Here is a 15,988-nt window from a genome sequence, read left to right as displayed (position 1 = left end):
TTTTGTCTTGTGGAAAAAAATGGTTGATTGAACGGCTTCCAACCGTACCTGCCAAGCATACGTTACTACTGACGTCGGTTTTCCAAGGTGAGCATACATGTTTACGAACAAAGCTTCCGAGCTGCAAGCGAGAAAAATCGAGGCTCCGCTGTTCAGGGAGGCGGAGGCGATCAGGCAGCAAAAGCTGTTGAAGCCTGAAAATTGTCCTGACAGCGACGACGACGACCGTGACGTAAAGAAAAAGCAGATTGCAAGCATAGTTTGCAATCTGCTTTTGTTTTTCTAACCAATTTTTCTAATTATGTGGCACTTGTGGTTAATTGTGGATGACAATGATAAAATGAGTCTGTAGAACTATGTTGGAAGAATCAAATCTTTCGGCATCTTAAAGGAGAGGAAAATCATGATGGCCAGACGTTTCTCGATTCGCTACAAACTGGTGCTTACCATTCTCTTCCTGACCATGCTTCCGCTGATGGTAGTCGGGTATATCCAGTTTGAAAATGCTCGGAGTGCAGTCTATCGGTTGACTGTTTCCGACTTGCAATACATAACCAAAATGAAAGCGCGGGAACTGGCCCCTTACGTCCAGGCGACGACGCTCAATGACGGAAATAGACAGAAAATTGATGAAATCATTCGCGAGGTAGCCGACAGCTACTACAAGCCGAATGGCATGGTCGGCTACGCCTATATTGTCGATGAAACAGGGGTGCCGATCTTCCACCCTGACCCGAGCGTGCAAAATACGTCGCTTGCGGGCGAGGCGTTCATGCAGGAGATGCTGAGCAAGAAGAACGGCTGGCTGGAATACGAGTTCCAGGGAGCGACGAAGCTGGCCGTGTACGAGGCTTTGCCGAACGGATGGATTCTCGCCATCGGCAGCTATCAGGACGACTTGCTCGCGCCGATCGAGAGCAGCCGTCCGGTGATGTTTTTGTTGAATCTAATCAGCGCAATCGTGGCGCTCGCTACCGGAATTTTTATCGTCAACAGGCTCGTTCGTCCGTTGAAGGAGCTGGTAGCGGCGATGAAGATAGCCGAGGCAGGCGATCTGACCAAGCGGGCGACTGTCCGCTCGCGGGACGAGCTTGGCGAGCTGTCTGCGATGTACAACGAGATGATGGAAGTGTTCTGCAACATGTTGAGCGAGGTGCAGCGCGTGTCCCAGCAGGTGGCGGCCGCCTCCGAGGAAATGACGGCCAGTGCCGCAGAAAGCGCTCGCGCCGCGGAGCAAATCTCGCTCGCCTCCACAGAGATCGCGTCTGGCTCTGAGGCGCAAAAACAGACGGTAGCCGATACGACGCGGTTTTTGACGCGGATCGGCGGCGACATCCAGCAAATCGCGACCGCCACAGAGCGGGTCAATACCGATGCGACACAGGCGTTCCGCTTGGCGCAGGATGGCGAGGGCAAGCTGAAAGGGCTTGTGCAAGAGATGGACGAGATTACGACCCACGCCCGCAATACCGAGCAGGTCATCCGCGAGCTGGGTATGCAATCGGAAAAAATCATCGGGATCATCACGATCATCCGGCAAATTTCCGATCAAACGAACCTGCTGGCATTGAATGCGGCGATTGAAGCGGCACGCGCAGGCGAACAAGGGAAAAGTTTCGCCGTAGTCGCGCAGGAGGTGCGAAAGCTCGCGGAGCAGTCAGGGCATGCTGCAGAAGAGATTGCCTCCCTGATTCATACGATTCACACCGATATTTTGGCGGCCGTCCAGGCGATGGGGACGACGACAGAAGCGGTTCAGAAAGGACGAGGCGGCGTAGCCGTCGCAGGCGAGAGCTTCCAGCAAATTTTGGTCGCCGTCCAGGACGTCAGCCAGCAAGTGTACCGCATGAACGAGGCCGCGCAGGCCATTCACCGCGATACGCTCCGGCTCGTCGAACACTCCGAAAAAATCGCTGAGCTGGCGGATACGGCCGCGAAGGATACGCAGGAGGTAGCGGCCGCTTCCGAACAGCAGACTGCGACGACCGAGGAAATGACGGCAGCGTCCGAAACATTGGCCCAGATGGCGGAGCAGTTGTCAGAGCAAGTAAAACGCTTTACAATTTAAAACGTATGACTACGAGAAAAATCCACTTTAACAGGAAAAGTGGATTTTTCTGTTCGTGCCACTTTGCTCGTCTTTGAGCAGGCAAGAGAGGAGAGGGTGAGATGGAGGAGCAGCAATCAATCTCCCTGTTTGCGGAAACTTTTATTCGCGGCTATATGACACAAGAAATTTTTTACAACGAAGAAACGTGGTACGGCGTGATTCGTCTAAAAATAGAAGAGACGACGGAAGCGATCAAGGAATCGGACGTCATCATTGTCGGCAACTTCCCTCGTCCTCACCCGGACGAGCTGTACACGTTCTACGGCGAGTGGAAGACCCATGCGCGCTTTGGACAGCAGTACGTAGCCAAGCGCTACGAGCGGGAAACGCCGAAGACGTTGGCAGGCGTGGAGCGCTATTTGGCCAGCGGGCTGTTTCAAGGCATCGGCAAAAAGATGGCGAAGCGCATCGTGGAGCACCTTGGGGTAGATGCGTTGACGATTATTGCAGATCATCCGGAGCGGCTTGCCGAAATCCAGGGCATTTCCGAATCGCGCGCCAAGCTCATTTACGAGTCCGTCCTGGAGCATCGCTCGCTGGAGAGCGCGATGGTCTTTCTGTACGACTTCGGGATTGGCGTGAACATGGCGCTCAGGATTTACCAGACGTACAAGCTGGAGACGATGACGGTGCTCAAGGAAGAGCCGTACCGGCTGATTGAGGATATTACCGGAATCGGGTTCAAGCGGGCAGACGATATCGCCCGCGCGACAGGCATAGCGGCCTCATCGGAAGAGCGCGTAAAAGCGGCGGCCTTGTTCGTGCTGCAGGAGGCGTCCTATTCCGAGGGCCACGTCTATTTGCCCGTGGATGAGCTGTGTGAAAAGACGCTCCGCCTGTTGACGGAGTGCGGCGGGCACGCTTTTTCCGGCGAAGACATTACGCGCGCTGTCGAGGCTTTGTTTGTCGCGAGCAAAGTTGCCTGGGAGGACGAGCGCGTCTATTTGCCTTCCCTGTTTTTTGCGGAGCTGGGCTTGGCGAAAAGGCTGCGGCACTTCGCCCGGCGCGATTCGTTCGGATCGTTTCCGGCCTCCGAATTTTACCGGGCCCTGGGAGCCGTGGAGGACGAGCTTGGAATCAGCTATGCCCAGACGCAGCGGGATGCGATTGAACAGGCGATTACATCCGGGCTGATGCTACTCACAGGTGGACCGGGTACGGGCAAAACGACGGTGATTCGCGGGATTTGCCGCGTCTTTTCGCAGTTGCACGGACTGTCGCTCGACCTGAAAAAATACAACGAAGAAAATCCGTTCCCGATCCTGCTCGTGGCCCCGACCGGACGCGCTGCCAAACGGATGACGGAGACGACGGGCTTGCCTGCAATGACCATCCATCGGCTTTTGGGCTACAAAGGCGAGAGCTTCGAGCACGACGCCGAGCATCCGATTCGCGGCAGGCTGTTGATCGTGGACGAGATGTCGATGGTCGACATTTGGCTGGCGAACCAGTTGTTTCGCGCCGTGCCGGACGACATGCAGATCATCATGGTCGGCGACCCCGACCAGTTGCCGTCCGTCGGCCCGGGTAACGTGCTGCTCGACATGATCCGCTCCGGCCTGCTGCCGCTGGTGCAGTTGACGGAGATTTACCGCCAGGCCGAAGAGTCTACCATCATCCGGCTGGCGCATGATGTGCGCAAAGGACACGTTCCGGCCGATTTGCTCGATACGACCCCGGATCGGCGATTTTTCACAAGTTCGCCACAAGATGTCCCCGAAGCGGTGAAACAAATTTGCCTGGGAGCCGTAAAAAAAGGATATACGGCAAAAGATGTACAGGTTTTGGCACCTATTTATAAAGGAAATGCCGGGGTAAACCGGCTGAATGAAGAACTGCAGGAGCTGTTTAACCCGAAAACGCCACAAAAGCGCGAGGTGACGTTTGGGGACACGACTTTTCGCACAGGCGACAAAGTCCTGCAGTTGGTGAATAATGCCGAGGAACAGGTGTTCAACGGTGATATGGGTGAAATTGTTGCGATTTTTTTCCCGAATGAAAACGCAGAAAACCAGGAGATGCTGGTTGCTGCCTTTGACAATCGGGAAGTGGTGTACAAGCGTTCGGATTACCATCAACTGACGCTTGCCTACTGCTGTTCCGTACACAAATCACAAGGGAGCGAATTTCCGATCGTCGTGATGCCGTTCGTCAAAAGCTACTACCGGATGCTCAGGCGCAAGCTCGTTTATACGGGCATTACGCGGAGCAAGTCTTTTCTCATCATGTGCGGGGAGCCGGATGCGTTTCGCGCAGCCGTGGAAACCGACGAGGAAGGTGTGCGGTACAGCTTTTTGCAGGAGCGGCTGAAGCAGGAGTAAAGCTGGAACCATTTGCGCCGAATGGACATGCGCCTTTCGCCCGATACTAAAAGAGCGGAAGGGGGATGTCCCACATGCGCAAGGCAATGGATGCAGTCGGCTTGCCAGTAGTTTGCCTCCAAACCGGAGAGACGCTTGGCACCGTTCGTGACATTCTTTGCGACTCCACTTGGCATGTACGAGGAGTCTTGCTGAGCGAGCAGGGTTGGTTCCATTCAGGCACCTATATTCCTACCGAACAGATTCACGCGGTAGGGGAGTCCTGCCTTACCGTAACGGGGAAAGACGCGATCACGCCCTTGCCTCATCTCGCCGGTTTTGAACCTGTCGGCATCGTGACGGGAAAAACAAAGCTAAAAGGAAAAGCGGTCATTACCGCTTCCGGAGAACTTCTCGGCAGGCTGGAAGATGTTTACTTTTCAGCGAACTGGGAGAAACTTGTAGGGTACGAACTGTCTAACGGCTGGTTTGCAGATGTGACAGAAGGGCGCAAGCGCCTGTCTGCACCGGCTTCCGTCATCATCGGGGAGGAAAACCTGATCGTGCCGGACTTTGTTCGTAGCCAGGCGTGATAAGGGAGGAAAAGCGTGATGCGTGTCATTTGCCCGAACTGCAGTTCCAAAGACGTAGGGAAGATTGGAACCAATCAATACTACTGCTGGAATTGCTTTATAGAGATGAGCGTTTCCAACGAGCAGATTGCTTCTGTCTACCAGGTGGAGGAAGACGGGTCCTTGCATTCGCTCAACGATCTGTTTATTGAAGATCAAACCGTTTCCGCACAACTGAACATGTAGCTACTGCTCAATGCGGTAAAAACAACTGGAGGTGGCACGCTTGTTTACTCGAAGCCTTTTGCGCGTCCTTGCCACAAGCGGAATTGTGGCTGTCATCGGCTATTTGATGGCCCCGCGCCGCCGCAGTCGGTTTTCGCTGAATTGGAACCAGTTGCCCTTCTCCATGCGCGATGTGACGCGGATGATGAAGACGGGACGCAAGCTGATGCGTGCGGTTACCCGGTAACGAGAAGTGGCGGCAACAGGAACGTTCAGAAGCACCCGAACATAGGATGAGTTCGGGTGCTTTTTTTGTGCATGAAAAAACTCCGTCGCATCGAGGCGACAGAGCTTTGGAATACAGCTTAGTTTTGTTCGGCCAGTCGTTTTTGCTGCTGGCTTTTCATGCGTCCGATCAACAGCACGCCGACGACGACAGCGACGATGAACACCCATTTGACCCACGGGTACGCGGTGAAGAACGGCACCAGGAATTTTTCGGTTGTCACCATGCTTGCGGCCGTATAGGCGAGAACGCCAGCCCCGATGTAGATCACGATCGGGAAACGCTCCATGACTTTCAAAATCAGCGTGCTTCCCCACACCATGATCGGCACGCTGATGACCAGCCCGATGATGACGAGCAGAAAATCACCATGCGCAGCACCGGCAACGGCGATGACGTTATCGAGACCCATGACCGTATCGGCCACGATGATGGTCCAGATCGCAGCGCCAAGGCTTCCGCTTGCCTTCATGTTTTCGTGGCCATCATCCGAGACGAGCAGCTTGAGGGCAATCCACATCAGGATCAAGCCACCGACAAGCAGCAGACCAGGGATTTTCAGCAGCCAGACAACGGCCAGCGTCGCCAAAGCCCGGATGATAATCGCACCGACCGTTCCCCAGACGATTGCCTTTTTTTGCTGTTCGGCAGGCAGATTTCGCGCGGCCATCCCGATGACAATCGCGTTGTCCCCGGCCAACACGAGGTCGATGACGATGATGGCAAGCAGGGCGGACCAAAATTCAGGTTGCATTAATAATTCCATTTTCTCTTCCTCCTCCTCATCCTGTTTGAAAATAAAGCGAGTCATCCACCGGCCGTTTTCTCGATACCTCCTAATAGTGTGTGTAAAGGGAGACAAAAGAAAACGACCTTTCCCTGGACAGGCAAAGGTCGTTTGAAAACAAAAATAGACCATTTACCTGTTAGGCAAAGGTCTTGCTTACAACATCCAAAAAGCATGTTGCCAACATAGCCGGGGATTTCTCCCGTAATGACGACTATGTTGCGAAAAAGCTACTCCCCTTTGGAGATATCCTCTTGTAACTCCATACTACTGCGGCGTATTCCGGGTGTCAATAGGTTACATGATTTTTGTGCGAAGAACACACCCTAATGGAAATGGAGAGGAGGTGTCCTTCGTGGATGAACTGCGCCGAAGCCGTCTGTTTGCTGCTGCGCTTTGGCTGATCGCGCTGCTCGTCATCGGCAACCTGCTGTGGATGCTTCGCCCGGTCCTTGCCCAGCTTTTTGCTCTTTTGGAGGAAGTGCTGATTCCCATCATCCTGGGCCTGGTCATTGCGTATTTGCTGCACCCGATTGTCGTGCTGCTGGAAAAAAGGAGAGTCCCACGGCTGATGGCCGTTCTGCTTATTTACGCATCGTTTGTGCTGGTCATCACGGTCGCTGTCATCAACGCCATCCCCGTTTTCACCAATCAGCTTGTGGAGCTGTCCGACGACTTGCCCCGGCTGATGGAGTGGTACTACACGTGGATGAGCGAGTGGGAGGCGCACAAATACTTTTTGCCGGACAGCATCTCGCACGGGGTCGACCGGGTGATTATCCAGTCGCAGGAAGGGATGTCTCACTCTGTGACCAAGCTCGTCAACAACGCGCGCAATTCGCTTGGCAAGCTGTTCGCCTTCGCCATCGTTCCGTTTATCGCCTTCTATTTTTTAAAAGACATGAAGGCGCTGCATGAGACGGGCATGTCGATCGTGCCCAAGTCGTACCGCAAGCAGGTGCTGGTCGTCTTGCGGGACATCAACGAATCGCTCGGCAACTACATACACGGGCAGATGATCGTGGCCCTGGTCGTCGGCGTGCTGGCTTACCTCGGCTATTGGCTGATCGGCATGCCGTATCCGTTCGTGCTCGCCGCAGTCGTGTGCCTGACGAACATCATTCCTTACATCGGGCCATTGATCGGCGCTGCGCCTGCGATGGTCGTCGCCTTGACGATCTCGACGAAAATGCTGCTGTTCGTCATCGCCGTCAACCTCGTCATACAGGTGGTGGAAGGAAACATCCTGTCGCCCAACATCGTCGGACGCTCCTTGCAACTGCATCCGCTGACGATCATTGTGGCGCTGCTGGTCGGGGAGACGCTCGGGGGCATTATCGGCCTGATCGTGGCGGTGCCTGTGCTCGCCGTATGCAAGGTGGTCATCAGTCGAATCGCCGTCATGATGCATGAAAGTTGACATGGATCAGGAAAAAAATTTATAATACGAACAAATGAGTACAAGTGAGATCAATGAGGGAACGAGTACGTTGCAGACCTTCTACAGAGAGGGTGCTCCACGGTTGAGAGGGCGCTCAGAAGAAGTGCAACGGAAGGCTACTCCTAAGACCGGGCAAAAACCGGCGGGTTGGCACCGTTACATGCCCAAAAGCGACAGACTGTCCGCGCCTTTTGGCCTGCAATGGAGTCTGTAAGCAGGGTGGTACCGCGAGAAAAAACAGTTCTCGTCCCTGAGGGGATGGGAGCTTTTTTATTTATTTTTCTTAACAGAGGAGAATGCAGATGAAGAAGCTGACAGGCAATCAAATCCGCCAGATGTTCCTTGATTTTTTTGTAGAAAAAGGACATCGCATCGAGCCGAGTGCTCCGCTTGTTCCAATCGACGACCCGTCCCTCTTGTGGATCAACAGCGGCGTGGCGACGCTCAAAAAGTATTTTGACGGCCGCATCATTCCAGACAATCCGCGCATCACCAATTCGCAAAAATCAATCCGTACCAACGATATTGAAAACGTTGGCCGCACGGCTCGCCACCATACGTTCTTCGAAATGCTGGGCAACTTCTCTATCGGCGACTACTTCAAGGCAGAAGCGATTGAGTGGGCATGGGAGTTTTTGACCAGCCCGAAATGGATCGGCTTTGATCCGGAGCGGCTCTCCGTCACCATTCACCCGGAAGACGAAGAAGCGTTTGAGCTGTGGAACAAAAAAATCGGCATTCCGGAAGAGCGCATCATCCGTCTGGAAGGCAACTTCTGGGACATCGGGGAAGGTCCGAGCGGTCCGAATACGGAAATTTTCTACGACCGCGGAGAGGAGTTCGGCAACGATCCGAACGATCCGGAGCTGTATCCGGGCGGCGAAAACGAGCGTTACCTCGAAGTGTGGAACCTGGTGTTCTCCCAGTTCAACCACAACCCGGACGGCACCTACACGCCGCTGCCTAAGAAAAACATCGACACCGGCATGGGGCTGGAGCGGATGGCCTCCATTCTCCAGGGCGTGGACAACAACTTCGAAACAGACCTGTTGTTCCCGCTGATCGAGCAAACGAGCGCGATCTCCGGCGTGAAGTACAAGACAAGCCCAGAGCTGGACGTAGCGCTGAAAGTCATTGCGGACCACGCGCGCACTGTCGTGTTCGCGATCGGGGACGGAGCGCTTCCTTCCAACGAAGGCCGCGGCTACGTCATCCGCCGTCTGTTGCGCCGCGCTGTGCGCATGGGCAAAAAGCTCGGTGTGGAGAAGCCGTTTCTGTACAGCCTGACCGAAACAGTCGGCAAAATGATGGGCGAATTTTACCCGGAAGTTGTGCAAAAGCGCGAGTTCATTGAAAAAGTGATCCGTGCGGAGGAAGAGCGCTTCCACGAGACGCTGAACGACGGACTGGCGATCCTGTCCGAGATGGTGAAGGCGGCAAAAGAAAGCGGCCAATCGCAACTGTCCGGTCAAGATGTGTTCAAAATGTACGACACATACGGCTTCCCGGTCGATCTGACAGAGGACTTCGCGAACGAGCAAGGTCTGACAGTGGATCGCGACGGCTTCGAGCAAGCGATGGAGGAGCAGCGCGAACGTGCGCGTGCAGCCCGTCAGGACGTGGACAGCATGCAAATCCAGGGGGGGCCGTTGTCCGAATTGACGGTTACAAGCGAGTTTGTTGGTTATACTGAATTGGTAGCAACAGGAAAAGTAGAAGCGATTATTTTGGACAACCAGTTGGCTGACGAAGCAGAAGAAGGCCAAACGGTACAGGTCATTCTCGACCAGACGCCATTCTACGCTGAAAGCGGCGGTCAGATCAACGACGAAGGGTACTTGCTCTCCGATTCTGTCAAAGCGCGCGTGACAGATGTGCAAAAAGGGCCAAAGGGCCAAAACGTTCACTCTGTCATCATCGAAGCAGGCACACTGCGCAAAGGCGACACTGTTCGCGCGGAAGTAAACCGCGAAGCTCGCCTGGCGATTACGAAAAACCATACAGCGACACACTTGCTGCACCAGGCGCTCAAAGACGTATTGGGCACGCACGTCAATCAGGCAGGTTCCCTCGTGGCACCGGAGCGTTTGCGCTTTGACTTCACGCACATCAGCGCGATCACGCCGGAAGAGTTGGAGCGCATCGAAGCGATCGTCAACGAAAAAGTGTGGGAAAACCTGGCTGTCGAAATTTCCAACAAGCCGCTGGCGGAAGCCAAAGCAATGGGCGCGATGGCGCTGTTTGGCGAAAAATACGGCGACATCGTGCGCGTGGTCAAAGTCGGCGACTACAGCCTGGAGCTTTGCGGCGGATGCCATGTCAATAACACGGCCGAAATCGGACTGTTCAAGCTGGTCAGCGAAAGCGGCATCGGCGCGGGTACGCGACGGATCGAAGCTGTGACCGGACGCGGGGCTTACCAGTTCTTGAACCAGCAGTTCACGACGCTCAAAGAAGTGGCTCACGCACTGAAAGCACCTGTGCTGGCAGAAGCGCCTGCGCGCGTGGAGAGCTTGCAGCAGCAACTGAAAGAGGTTCAGCGTGAAAACGAATCGTTGCGTGCCAAACTGGGCAACATCGAAGCGGCATCCCTGACCGATCAACTGAAGCAAGTAGACGGCATGAACGTGCTCGCTACCCGCGTATCGGCTTCTGACATGGACAACCTGCGCGGCATGGTGGACGAGCTGAAAAACAAGCTCGGCTCCGCAGTGATCGTGCTCGGCTCCGTCGATGGCGAGAAGGTCAATCTCGTGGCTGGCGTCACCAAAGACCTGATGGATCAAGGCATCCACGCCGGAAAAATCATCAAGGAAGTGGCAACCCGTTGCGGCGGCGGCGGCGGCGGTCGTCCTGACATGGCGCAGGCGGGCGGAAAAGATCCTTCCAAGCTGCAAGAGGCATTGGATGCGGTCGCGGAGCTGGTCAAAAGCCAGGCCGTAGCGAAATAGCCGATTCCCGCCAAGAAATTTGCAAAATCGACAAGGAGTAGGTTGCATCCGAGTCGAATACAGTAAGGAAGCGAAAAGTCCATACAACCTTTAAGTCTTGAAGGAAATCGAGGTGTTGATTGTGAGTTCGTTGGATAATACCATGAAATTCACGGTGCCCAAGGAAGCGAATACGGCGGATGTGCAGGCAACATTGACAGAGGTGTACAAAGCCCTGCAGGAAAAAGGATACAACCCGATCACCCAGATCGTCGGTTACTTGCTTTCTGGCGACCCGGCGTTTATCCCTCGCCACAACAACGCGCGCAGCCTGATTGGCAAACTGGAACGGGACAAAATCATAGAAGAGTTGGTGACCGTTTACTTGTCCGAGCGCAAGTAGACCTTGAACATGACGAGATTGATGGGATTGGATGTAGGCGACAAGACGATTGGCATCGCGGTCAGCGATGAGCTGGGGTGGACCGCCCAAGGGGTGGAAACGATCAAGCGGCAATCAAAGGAAAAAGATTTGGCCCGCATCCAGGAATTGGTAGCGCACTATCAAGTAGGTGCTTTCGTAGTAGGATTGCCGAAAAACATGAATGGCACAATCGGACCGCGCGCCGAGATGTGCCAGGCATTCGGCAAGCTTTTGGAGGAACGGACATCTCTTCCTGTCCACATGTGGGACGAGCGATTGACGACGATGGCAGCGGAGCGCATGCTGATCTCTGCGGATGTCAGCCGTCAAAAGCGCAAGACAGTAATAGACAAAATGGCGGCCACATTGATCCTGCAAGGATTTTTGGACGCGAAATCGAGGTGACCCAAAGTGAGTGAAGAGATGATGGAAGAATTCGAAGTAGGCGACGTGATTGCCCTGACAGAAGAGGGAACGGAGGAGCCGCGCGATTTTCGGATCATGTACATTTTTGATATCGAGGACCGCAGCTACCTGGTGCTCGTTCCGGTCGATCAGGAGGAAGAAGAAGAGTACGAGGTTCACTTCCTGCGCTACGACGGTACGGACATGCTGCAGCCAATCGAAGACGATGAAGAGTGGGAGCAAGTAGAAGCGACCTTCGAAACGTTGATTGCTGATTTAGAGAAAGACGGGATTTAACATTTGGAGAGGGGGCGCATGCCCTCTCTTTTTCCTATCAAAATAACTGTTTTGTAAACGAAAACAAACAGATAGGAGAAAGCGAAATGGATATCACGGGCGCATCCGGCTCCGAATTGATTTGGGAAAAGTACAAGGAAGCCGAAAAACGGTTGAAAGAGCTTGAAAATTCAATCGAATGGTTCAAAGTTTGCTTCGATACCGCGTACGAAGGCATTACGATCGTGGACGAGCGCGGCTACATACGAATGATGAACGATGCGTACTGCCGCTTTATCAGTGTGCGCAAAGAAGATGTCGTCGGGCGTTATGTGGAGGAAGTGATCGAAAATACGCGTTTGCCGGTCGTGCTGCAAACAGGGATACCGGAGCGAAACCAGGCGCATCGGCTGCTCGGCCAGGACATGGTCGTACACCGCATCCCGATCTGGAAGGACAACAAGGTCATCGGCGCAGTCGGCATGCTGATTTTTGAAGGCGTGTCGGAGCTGTACAAAATTTTTGAGCGCATGCAAATCTTGCACGAGAAAATCGGCGACAACCGGATCGTGTTCGAATCGCCGAAGCCGAAAAGCAACAAAGTCACCTTTGACCAGATCATCGGAGAAAGCGAGTCGATTGCCGAGGCGAAAAAAATCGCCCGCCGCGCCGCACAAACGTCCGCTACGATTTTGTTGACCGGAGAGAGCGGTGTGGGCAAGGAGCTGTTTGCCAAAGCGATTCATTATTTAAGCCCGTTTCAAAACGGACCGCTCGTGAGTGTCAATTGCGCCTCTATACCGGAAAATTTGCTCGAATCGGAGCTGTTCGGCTATGAAGAAGGCGCATTTACCGGCTCGCGAAAAGACGGAAAGCCAGGCAAATTCGAGCTGGCGAACAAAGGGACGCTGTTTCTCGACGAGATCGGGGACATGCCGCTGCACATGCAGGCGAAAATTTTGCGCGTGCTGCAAGAGCGGGAAGTAGAGCGGGTCGGGGGAACGAAGAGCATACCTGTCGATTTTCGCCTGGTGGCGGCTACCCATCGCTCCCTGGAGGAAATGGTGCGGGAGGGGACGTTCCGCAAAGACTTGTACTACCGCCTGAACGTCATTCCGATTCACATTCCGCCGCTGGCACAAAGAAGGACGGATATCCCGCTGTTGATCGCCGCCCAACTGCAAGCGATCAGCCAGAAAAACAACATGCCGGCAAAAGACATCGACAAGGAAGCGATGTCTTTGCTGATGAACTACGACTGGCCGGGCAACATCCGCGAGCTGGTCAATACGGTCGAGCGGCTCGTCACCTTGTCCGAGGACGATCGCATCCGGACGAGTGATTTGCCGGAAGTTTTTTTCGGCAAAGGGGCTTGGCGTGGCGAGCAGGAGCCAAGCGCGTCATGGAAGCAGCCTGTCTCGGTCAAGCGCGGCCAGCAGGATGAAAAAAAGCGCATCCTCGAAGTACTGCAGGAAATGAACGGCAACAAGTCCAAGACAGCGAAAAAGCTCGGCATATCCCGGGCGACGCTGTACAACAAGCTGAACAAGTATCAACTGGGTTAAGCGGTAAGCAGGCGGTCGCTGAAAAAAGTGTCTAGACAATCGTTGTGTAATGTCTGGACACTTTTTGTATTTTCTGAACAGTCAGACTCAAAAAAGAAGCGGCGCGGCAACATCATCGTCTGCTGGCATGCAATGTGCTAGATAACGATAGTCAAAAAGGAGCGCTTGCGCTCCGGGGGAAGCGGGGACTTTCGGCGGCTTCAGGCTTGGGAATGCCAGCTTCGTCAAGGAAACTTTTCGCAACCGCTGCCAGCGCGAACAAATGACAGAGGGGGAAGTATATGGCGGATACACCTGTAATCGGCATCATCGGTCTTGGCAATATGGGAATGCCCATGGCGACCAATTTGGTACAAGCGGGCTATGAAGTGTACGGCTTCGACGTCAATGCGAAGGCGGAGCTGGAATTTGCAGCCGTCGGCGGAAAGACGGGCTTGACGGTCGCGGAGGTCGTGCAAAAAACAGACGTCATTCTCACCAGCCTGCCTTCGCCGGACATTGTTGAAAGCGTTTTTACAGGCCTGGACGGCATCCTGGAACATGCGCGGGCCGGACAGACTGTAGTCGATACGAGCACAGTAACGCCCCAGTTGAACGAGCGGCTGGCACGGGCGAGCCAGGCAAAGGGAATCGGGTATTTGGCCGCCCCTGTCAGCGGCGGGGTTGTCGGGGCGAAAAACAGGACGTTGACGATTATGGTCGGCGGCCCGAAGGAGCTGTACGACAGCGTCTATCCGGTTTTTATGGCGCTCGGCCAAAATATTTTTCACGTCGGGGAACGAGTGGACAGCGGCACGGCGGTCAAACTCATCAACAATTTGCTGATCGGCTTTTACACGTCTGCGGTCAGCGAAGGGGTGGCGCTGGCAAAGCAGATGGGCCTCGACCTCGACCTGTTGTTTGACATTTTGAATGTCAGCTACGGGCAGAGTCGCATCTACGAGCGCAATTACAAAAGCTTCATTGCCCCCAACGATTTCGCGCCCCATTTCTCGTTGAATTTGCTGCTGAAAGACTTGCGGATCGCCCAGGAGATGGCGCAGCAGTCCGGCCTGTCCTTGCCGATCACGGCCGAGCTGCTCGCGATTTACGAGCAGTCGCAGGAAGCCGGCTTTGGCGAGCAGGATATGGCTGCCCTGTACGCCTACATCTGCCAGTCGCAAAGCGCGGTTCAATCGTAACCATTTACGGAGAGGAGAGTTTTTCATGACGACAACAGCGGTCAAACGCATCCGCAACTTTATTAACGGCGAGTGGATTCCGTCCAGCTCCGATCGCTTCGAAGCGGTTATCAATCCGGCCACGGGGCAAGTGATTGCCGAAGTCCCCCTGTCTTCCCGCGAAGACCTGGAGGCGGCGGTGAAGGCGGCGGAGGAAGCGTACACCTGGTGGCGAAAAACGCCTGTGCCCAACCGCACGCGCATTTTGTACCGCTACCATCAGTTGCTGGTGGAGCACGCCGAAGAGTTGGCGGTCATCATTACGAAAGAAAACGGCAAAAACATCAAAGACTCGCGCGGAGAGGTGCAGCGCGGCATTGAGGCGCTGGAAGTGGCTACCGCGACTCCTACGCTGATGATGGGGCAGGCGCTGCCGGAAATTGCCACGGGCATCGAAGGGGTCACGTACCGTTACCCGCTTGGGGTAGTGGCTGGCATTACGCCGTTCAACTTCCCGATGATGATTCCGCTGTGGATGTTCCCGCTCGCTCTCGCATGCGGCAACACCTTTGTGCTGAAGCCGTCCGAGCGCACGCCGCTTTTGGCTGAAAAGCTGGTAGAGCTGATGATGGAAGCAGGTCTGCCAAAAGGGGTGCTGAACATGGTGCACGGCGCCCACGACGTCGTCAACGGCATTTTGGAGCATCCCGCCATCAAAGCGATTTCTTTCGTCGGCTCCCAGCCAGTGGCGGAGTACGTCTACAAAACCGGAGCAGCCAATGGCAAGCGGGTCCAGGCTCTCGCCGGGGCGAAAAATCACGCGGTAGTCATGTCCGACTGCCACCTGGAGAAAACCGTGCAAGGAATCATCAACGGGGCTTTTGGCAGTGCCGGAGAGCGATGCATGGCAACTTCTGTCGTGTGTGTCATGGAGGATATTGCCGATGCGTTTATCGCCCGTCTCGTAGAGGAGGCGAAGCAGCTTTTGGCAGGCGATACGCTGGACGAATCGGCTTTTATCGCTCCGCTCATTCGCGATTCGCACCGCAAGCGGGCGCTCAGCTATATCGAGAGCGGCGAAGAGCAAGAAGCAAGCCTGCTGCTTGATGGCAGAAGCGTGATGCAGGAGCTGCCGGACGGCTACTACCTCGGGGCGACCATTTTTGAAGGGGTCACGCCGGAGATGAAGATTTGGCAGGACGAAATCTTTGCCCCGGTCTTGAGCATCGTCCGGGTGAAAAGCCTGGATGAAGCGATCGAGCTGGCGAACAAATCGAATTTTGCCAATGGAGCCGTACTCTACACCACCTCTGGCGAAAACGTGCGCCATTTCCGCGAAAATATTGATGCGGGCATGATTGGCGTGAATGTCAACGTGCCTGCGCCGATGGCGTTTTTCACCTTTGCTGGCAACAAAGCGTCGTTTTACGGGGATTTGGGGACGAACGGAACAGATGGCGTCCAGTTTTTCACCCGCAAAAAAACGGTGACCGCCCGCTGGTTCTGA

15 protein-coding genes are annotated in these 15,988 nt (G+C 54.7%); 14 read left to right on the top strand and 1 reads right to left on the bottom strand.

Going from position 1 to position 15,988, the window contains the following annotated elements; all coding sequences use genetic code 11:
- The first annotated feature begins 97 nt into the window (after positions 1–97).
- The 6 genes from BA6348_RS19510 (at position 98) to BA6348_RS19485 (ending at position 5,454) form a co-directional block, all read left to right on the top strand.
- Positions 98–286, top strand: coding sequence for a hypothetical protein (locus BA6348_RS19510; protein ID WP_005832471.1), 189 nt, complete (start codon positions 98–100; stop codon positions 284–286).
- Between the two features lie 117 nt (positions 287–403).
- A complete protein-coding gene (locus BA6348_RS19505; protein ID WP_026558417.1) occupies positions 404–2,068 on the top strand; it encodes a methyl-accepting chemotaxis protein in 1,665 nt (554 codons plus the stop codon).
- Between the two features lie 101 nt (positions 2,069–2,169).
- A complete protein-coding gene (recD2, locus tag BA6348_RS19500; protein ID WP_007782317.1) occupies positions 2,170–4,431 on the top strand; it encodes an SF1B family DNA helicase RecD2 in 2,262 nt (753 codons plus the stop codon).
- A 74-nt stretch (positions 4,432–4,505) separates the two neighbouring features.
- Positions 4,506–5,003 carry a PRC-barrel domain-containing protein gene (locus tag BA6348_RS19495; RefSeq protein ID WP_005832478.1) on the top strand — a complete coding sequence of 166 codons (498 nt, stop codon included), beginning with the start codon at positions 4,506–4,508 and terminating at the stop codon, positions 5,001–5,003.
- A gap of 18 nt (positions 5,004–5,021) precedes the next feature.
- A complete protein-coding gene (locus tag BA6348_RS19490) occupies positions 5,022–5,228 on the top strand; it encodes a hypothetical protein (RefSeq protein ID WP_005832479.1) in 207 nt (68 codons plus the stop codon).
- A gap of 31 nt (positions 5,229–5,259) precedes the next feature.
- Entirely contained in the window at positions 5,260–5,454 is a 195-nt protein-coding gene (locus BA6348_RS19485; RefSeq protein WP_235694726.1) for a hypothetical protein, read from the top strand.
- Positions 5,455–5,572: 118 nt separating this feature from the next.
- Here BA6348_RS19485 and BA6348_RS19480 read toward each other — a convergent pair whose 3' ends face one another.
- A complete protein-coding gene (locus tag BA6348_RS19480) occupies positions 5,573–6,259 on the bottom strand; it encodes a TerC family protein (RefSeq protein ID WP_007782307.1) in 687 nt (228 codons plus the stop codon).
- A 376-nt stretch (positions 6,260–6,635) separates the two neighbouring features.
- Between BA6348_RS19480 and BA6348_RS19475 the strand changes: the two genes are divergently transcribed.
- The 8 genes from BA6348_RS19475 (at position 6,636) to BA6348_RS19435 (ending at position 15,988) form a co-directional block, all read left to right on the top strand.
- Positions 6,636–7,700 carry an AI-2E family transporter gene (locus tag BA6348_RS19475; protein WP_025847106.1) on the top strand — a complete coding sequence of 355 codons (1,065 nt, stop codon included), beginning with the start codon at positions 6,636–6,638 and terminating at the stop codon, positions 7,698–7,700.
- Between the two features lie 323 nt (positions 7,701–8,023).
- Entirely contained in the window at positions 8,024–10,672 is a 2,649-nt protein-coding gene (gene alaS / locus BA6348_RS19465; protein ID WP_005832487.1) for an alanine--tRNA ligase, read from the top strand.
- 121 nt (positions 10,673–10,793) lie between these two features.
- Positions 10,794–11,054, top strand: coding sequence for an IreB family regulatory phosphoprotein (locus BA6348_RS19460; protein WP_005832489.1), 261 nt, complete (start codon positions 10,794–10,796; stop codon positions 11,052–11,054).
- A gap of 9 nt (positions 11,055–11,063) precedes the next feature.
- On the top strand, positions 11,064–11,480 hold the full coding sequence (gene ruvX / locus BA6348_RS19455; RefSeq protein WP_007782299.1) for a Holliday junction resolvase RuvX: 417 nt from the start codon (positions 11,064–11,066) through the stop codon (positions 11,478–11,480).
- Positions 11,481–11,486: 6 nt separating this feature from the next.
- Positions 11,487–11,777 carry a DUF1292 domain-containing protein gene (locus BA6348_RS19450; protein WP_005832492.1) on the top strand — a complete coding sequence of 97 codons (291 nt, stop codon included), beginning with the start codon at positions 11,487–11,489 and terminating at the stop codon, positions 11,775–11,777.
- Positions 11,778–11,863: 86 nt separating this feature from the next.
- Positions 11,864–13,321 carry a sigma-54 interaction domain-containing protein gene (locus BA6348_RS19445; protein ID WP_005832494.1) on the top strand — a complete coding sequence of 486 codons (1,458 nt, stop codon included), beginning with the start codon at positions 11,864–11,866 and terminating at the stop codon, positions 13,319–13,321.
- A gap of 281 nt (positions 13,322–13,602) precedes the next feature.
- Positions 13,603–14,502 carry an NAD(P)-dependent oxidoreductase gene (locus tag BA6348_RS19440; RefSeq protein WP_005832496.1) on the top strand — a complete coding sequence of 300 codons (900 nt, stop codon included), beginning with the start codon at positions 13,603–13,605 and terminating at the stop codon, positions 14,500–14,502.
- 25 nt (positions 14,503–14,527) lie between these two features.
- The gene (locus BA6348_RS19435) at positions 14,528–15,988 is read left to right on the top strand and encodes a CoA-acylating methylmalonate-semialdehyde dehydrogenase (protein WP_005832498.1); all 1,461 of its coding nucleotides are present in this window, start codon (positions 14,528–14,530) and stop codon (positions 15,986–15,988) included.

This window comes from Brevibacillus agri (assembly GCF_004117055.1).
Classification (GTDB): domain Bacteria; phylum Bacillota; class Bacilli; order Brevibacillales; family Brevibacillaceae; genus Brevibacillus; species Brevibacillus agri.
This window is presented reverse-complemented; position numbering and strand designations above follow the sequence as displayed.

Bases quoted from the DNA above. Each gene is read 5' to 3' on its own strand.
- BA6348_RS19510 (WP_005832471.1), top strand. From the start codon at position 98: ATGTTTACGAACAAAGCTTCCGAGCTGCAAGCGAGAAAAATCGAGGCT.
- BA6348_RS19505 (WP_026558417.1), top strand. From the start codon at position 404: ATGATGGCCAGACGTTTCTCGATTCGCTACAAACTGGTGCTTACCATT.
- recD2 (WP_007782317.1), top strand. From the start codon at position 2,170: ATGGAGGAGCAGCAATCAATCTCCCTGTTTGCGGAAACTTTTATTCGC.
- BA6348_RS19495 (WP_005832478.1), top strand. From the start codon at position 4,506: ATGCGCAAGGCAATGGATGCAGTCGGCTTGCCAGTAGTTTGCCTCCAA.
- BA6348_RS19490 (WP_005832479.1), top strand. From the start codon at position 5,022: ATGCGTGTCATTTGCCCGAACTGCAGTTCCAAAGACGTAGGGAAGATT.
- BA6348_RS19480 (WP_007782307.1), bottom strand. From the start codon at position 6,259: ATGGAATTATTAATGCAACCTGAATTTTGGTCCGCCCTGCTTGCCATC.
- alaS (WP_005832487.1), top strand. From the start codon at position 8,024: ATGAAGAAGCTGACAGGCAATCAAATCCGCCAGATGTTCCTTGATTTT.
- ruvX (WP_007782299.1), top strand. From the start codon at position 11,064: ATGACGAGATTGATGGGATTGGATGTAGGCGACAAGACGATTGGCATC.
- BA6348_RS19445 (WP_005832494.1), top strand. From the start codon at position 11,864: ATGGATATCACGGGCGCATCCGGCTCCGAATTGATTTGGGAAAAGTAC.
- BA6348_RS19440 (WP_005832496.1), top strand. From the start codon at position 13,603: ATGGCGGATACACCTGTAATCGGCATCATCGGTCTTGGCAATATGGGA.
- BA6348_RS19435 (WP_005832498.1), top strand. From the start codon at position 14,528: ATGACGACAACAGCGGTCAAACGCATCCGCAACTTTATTAACGGCGAG.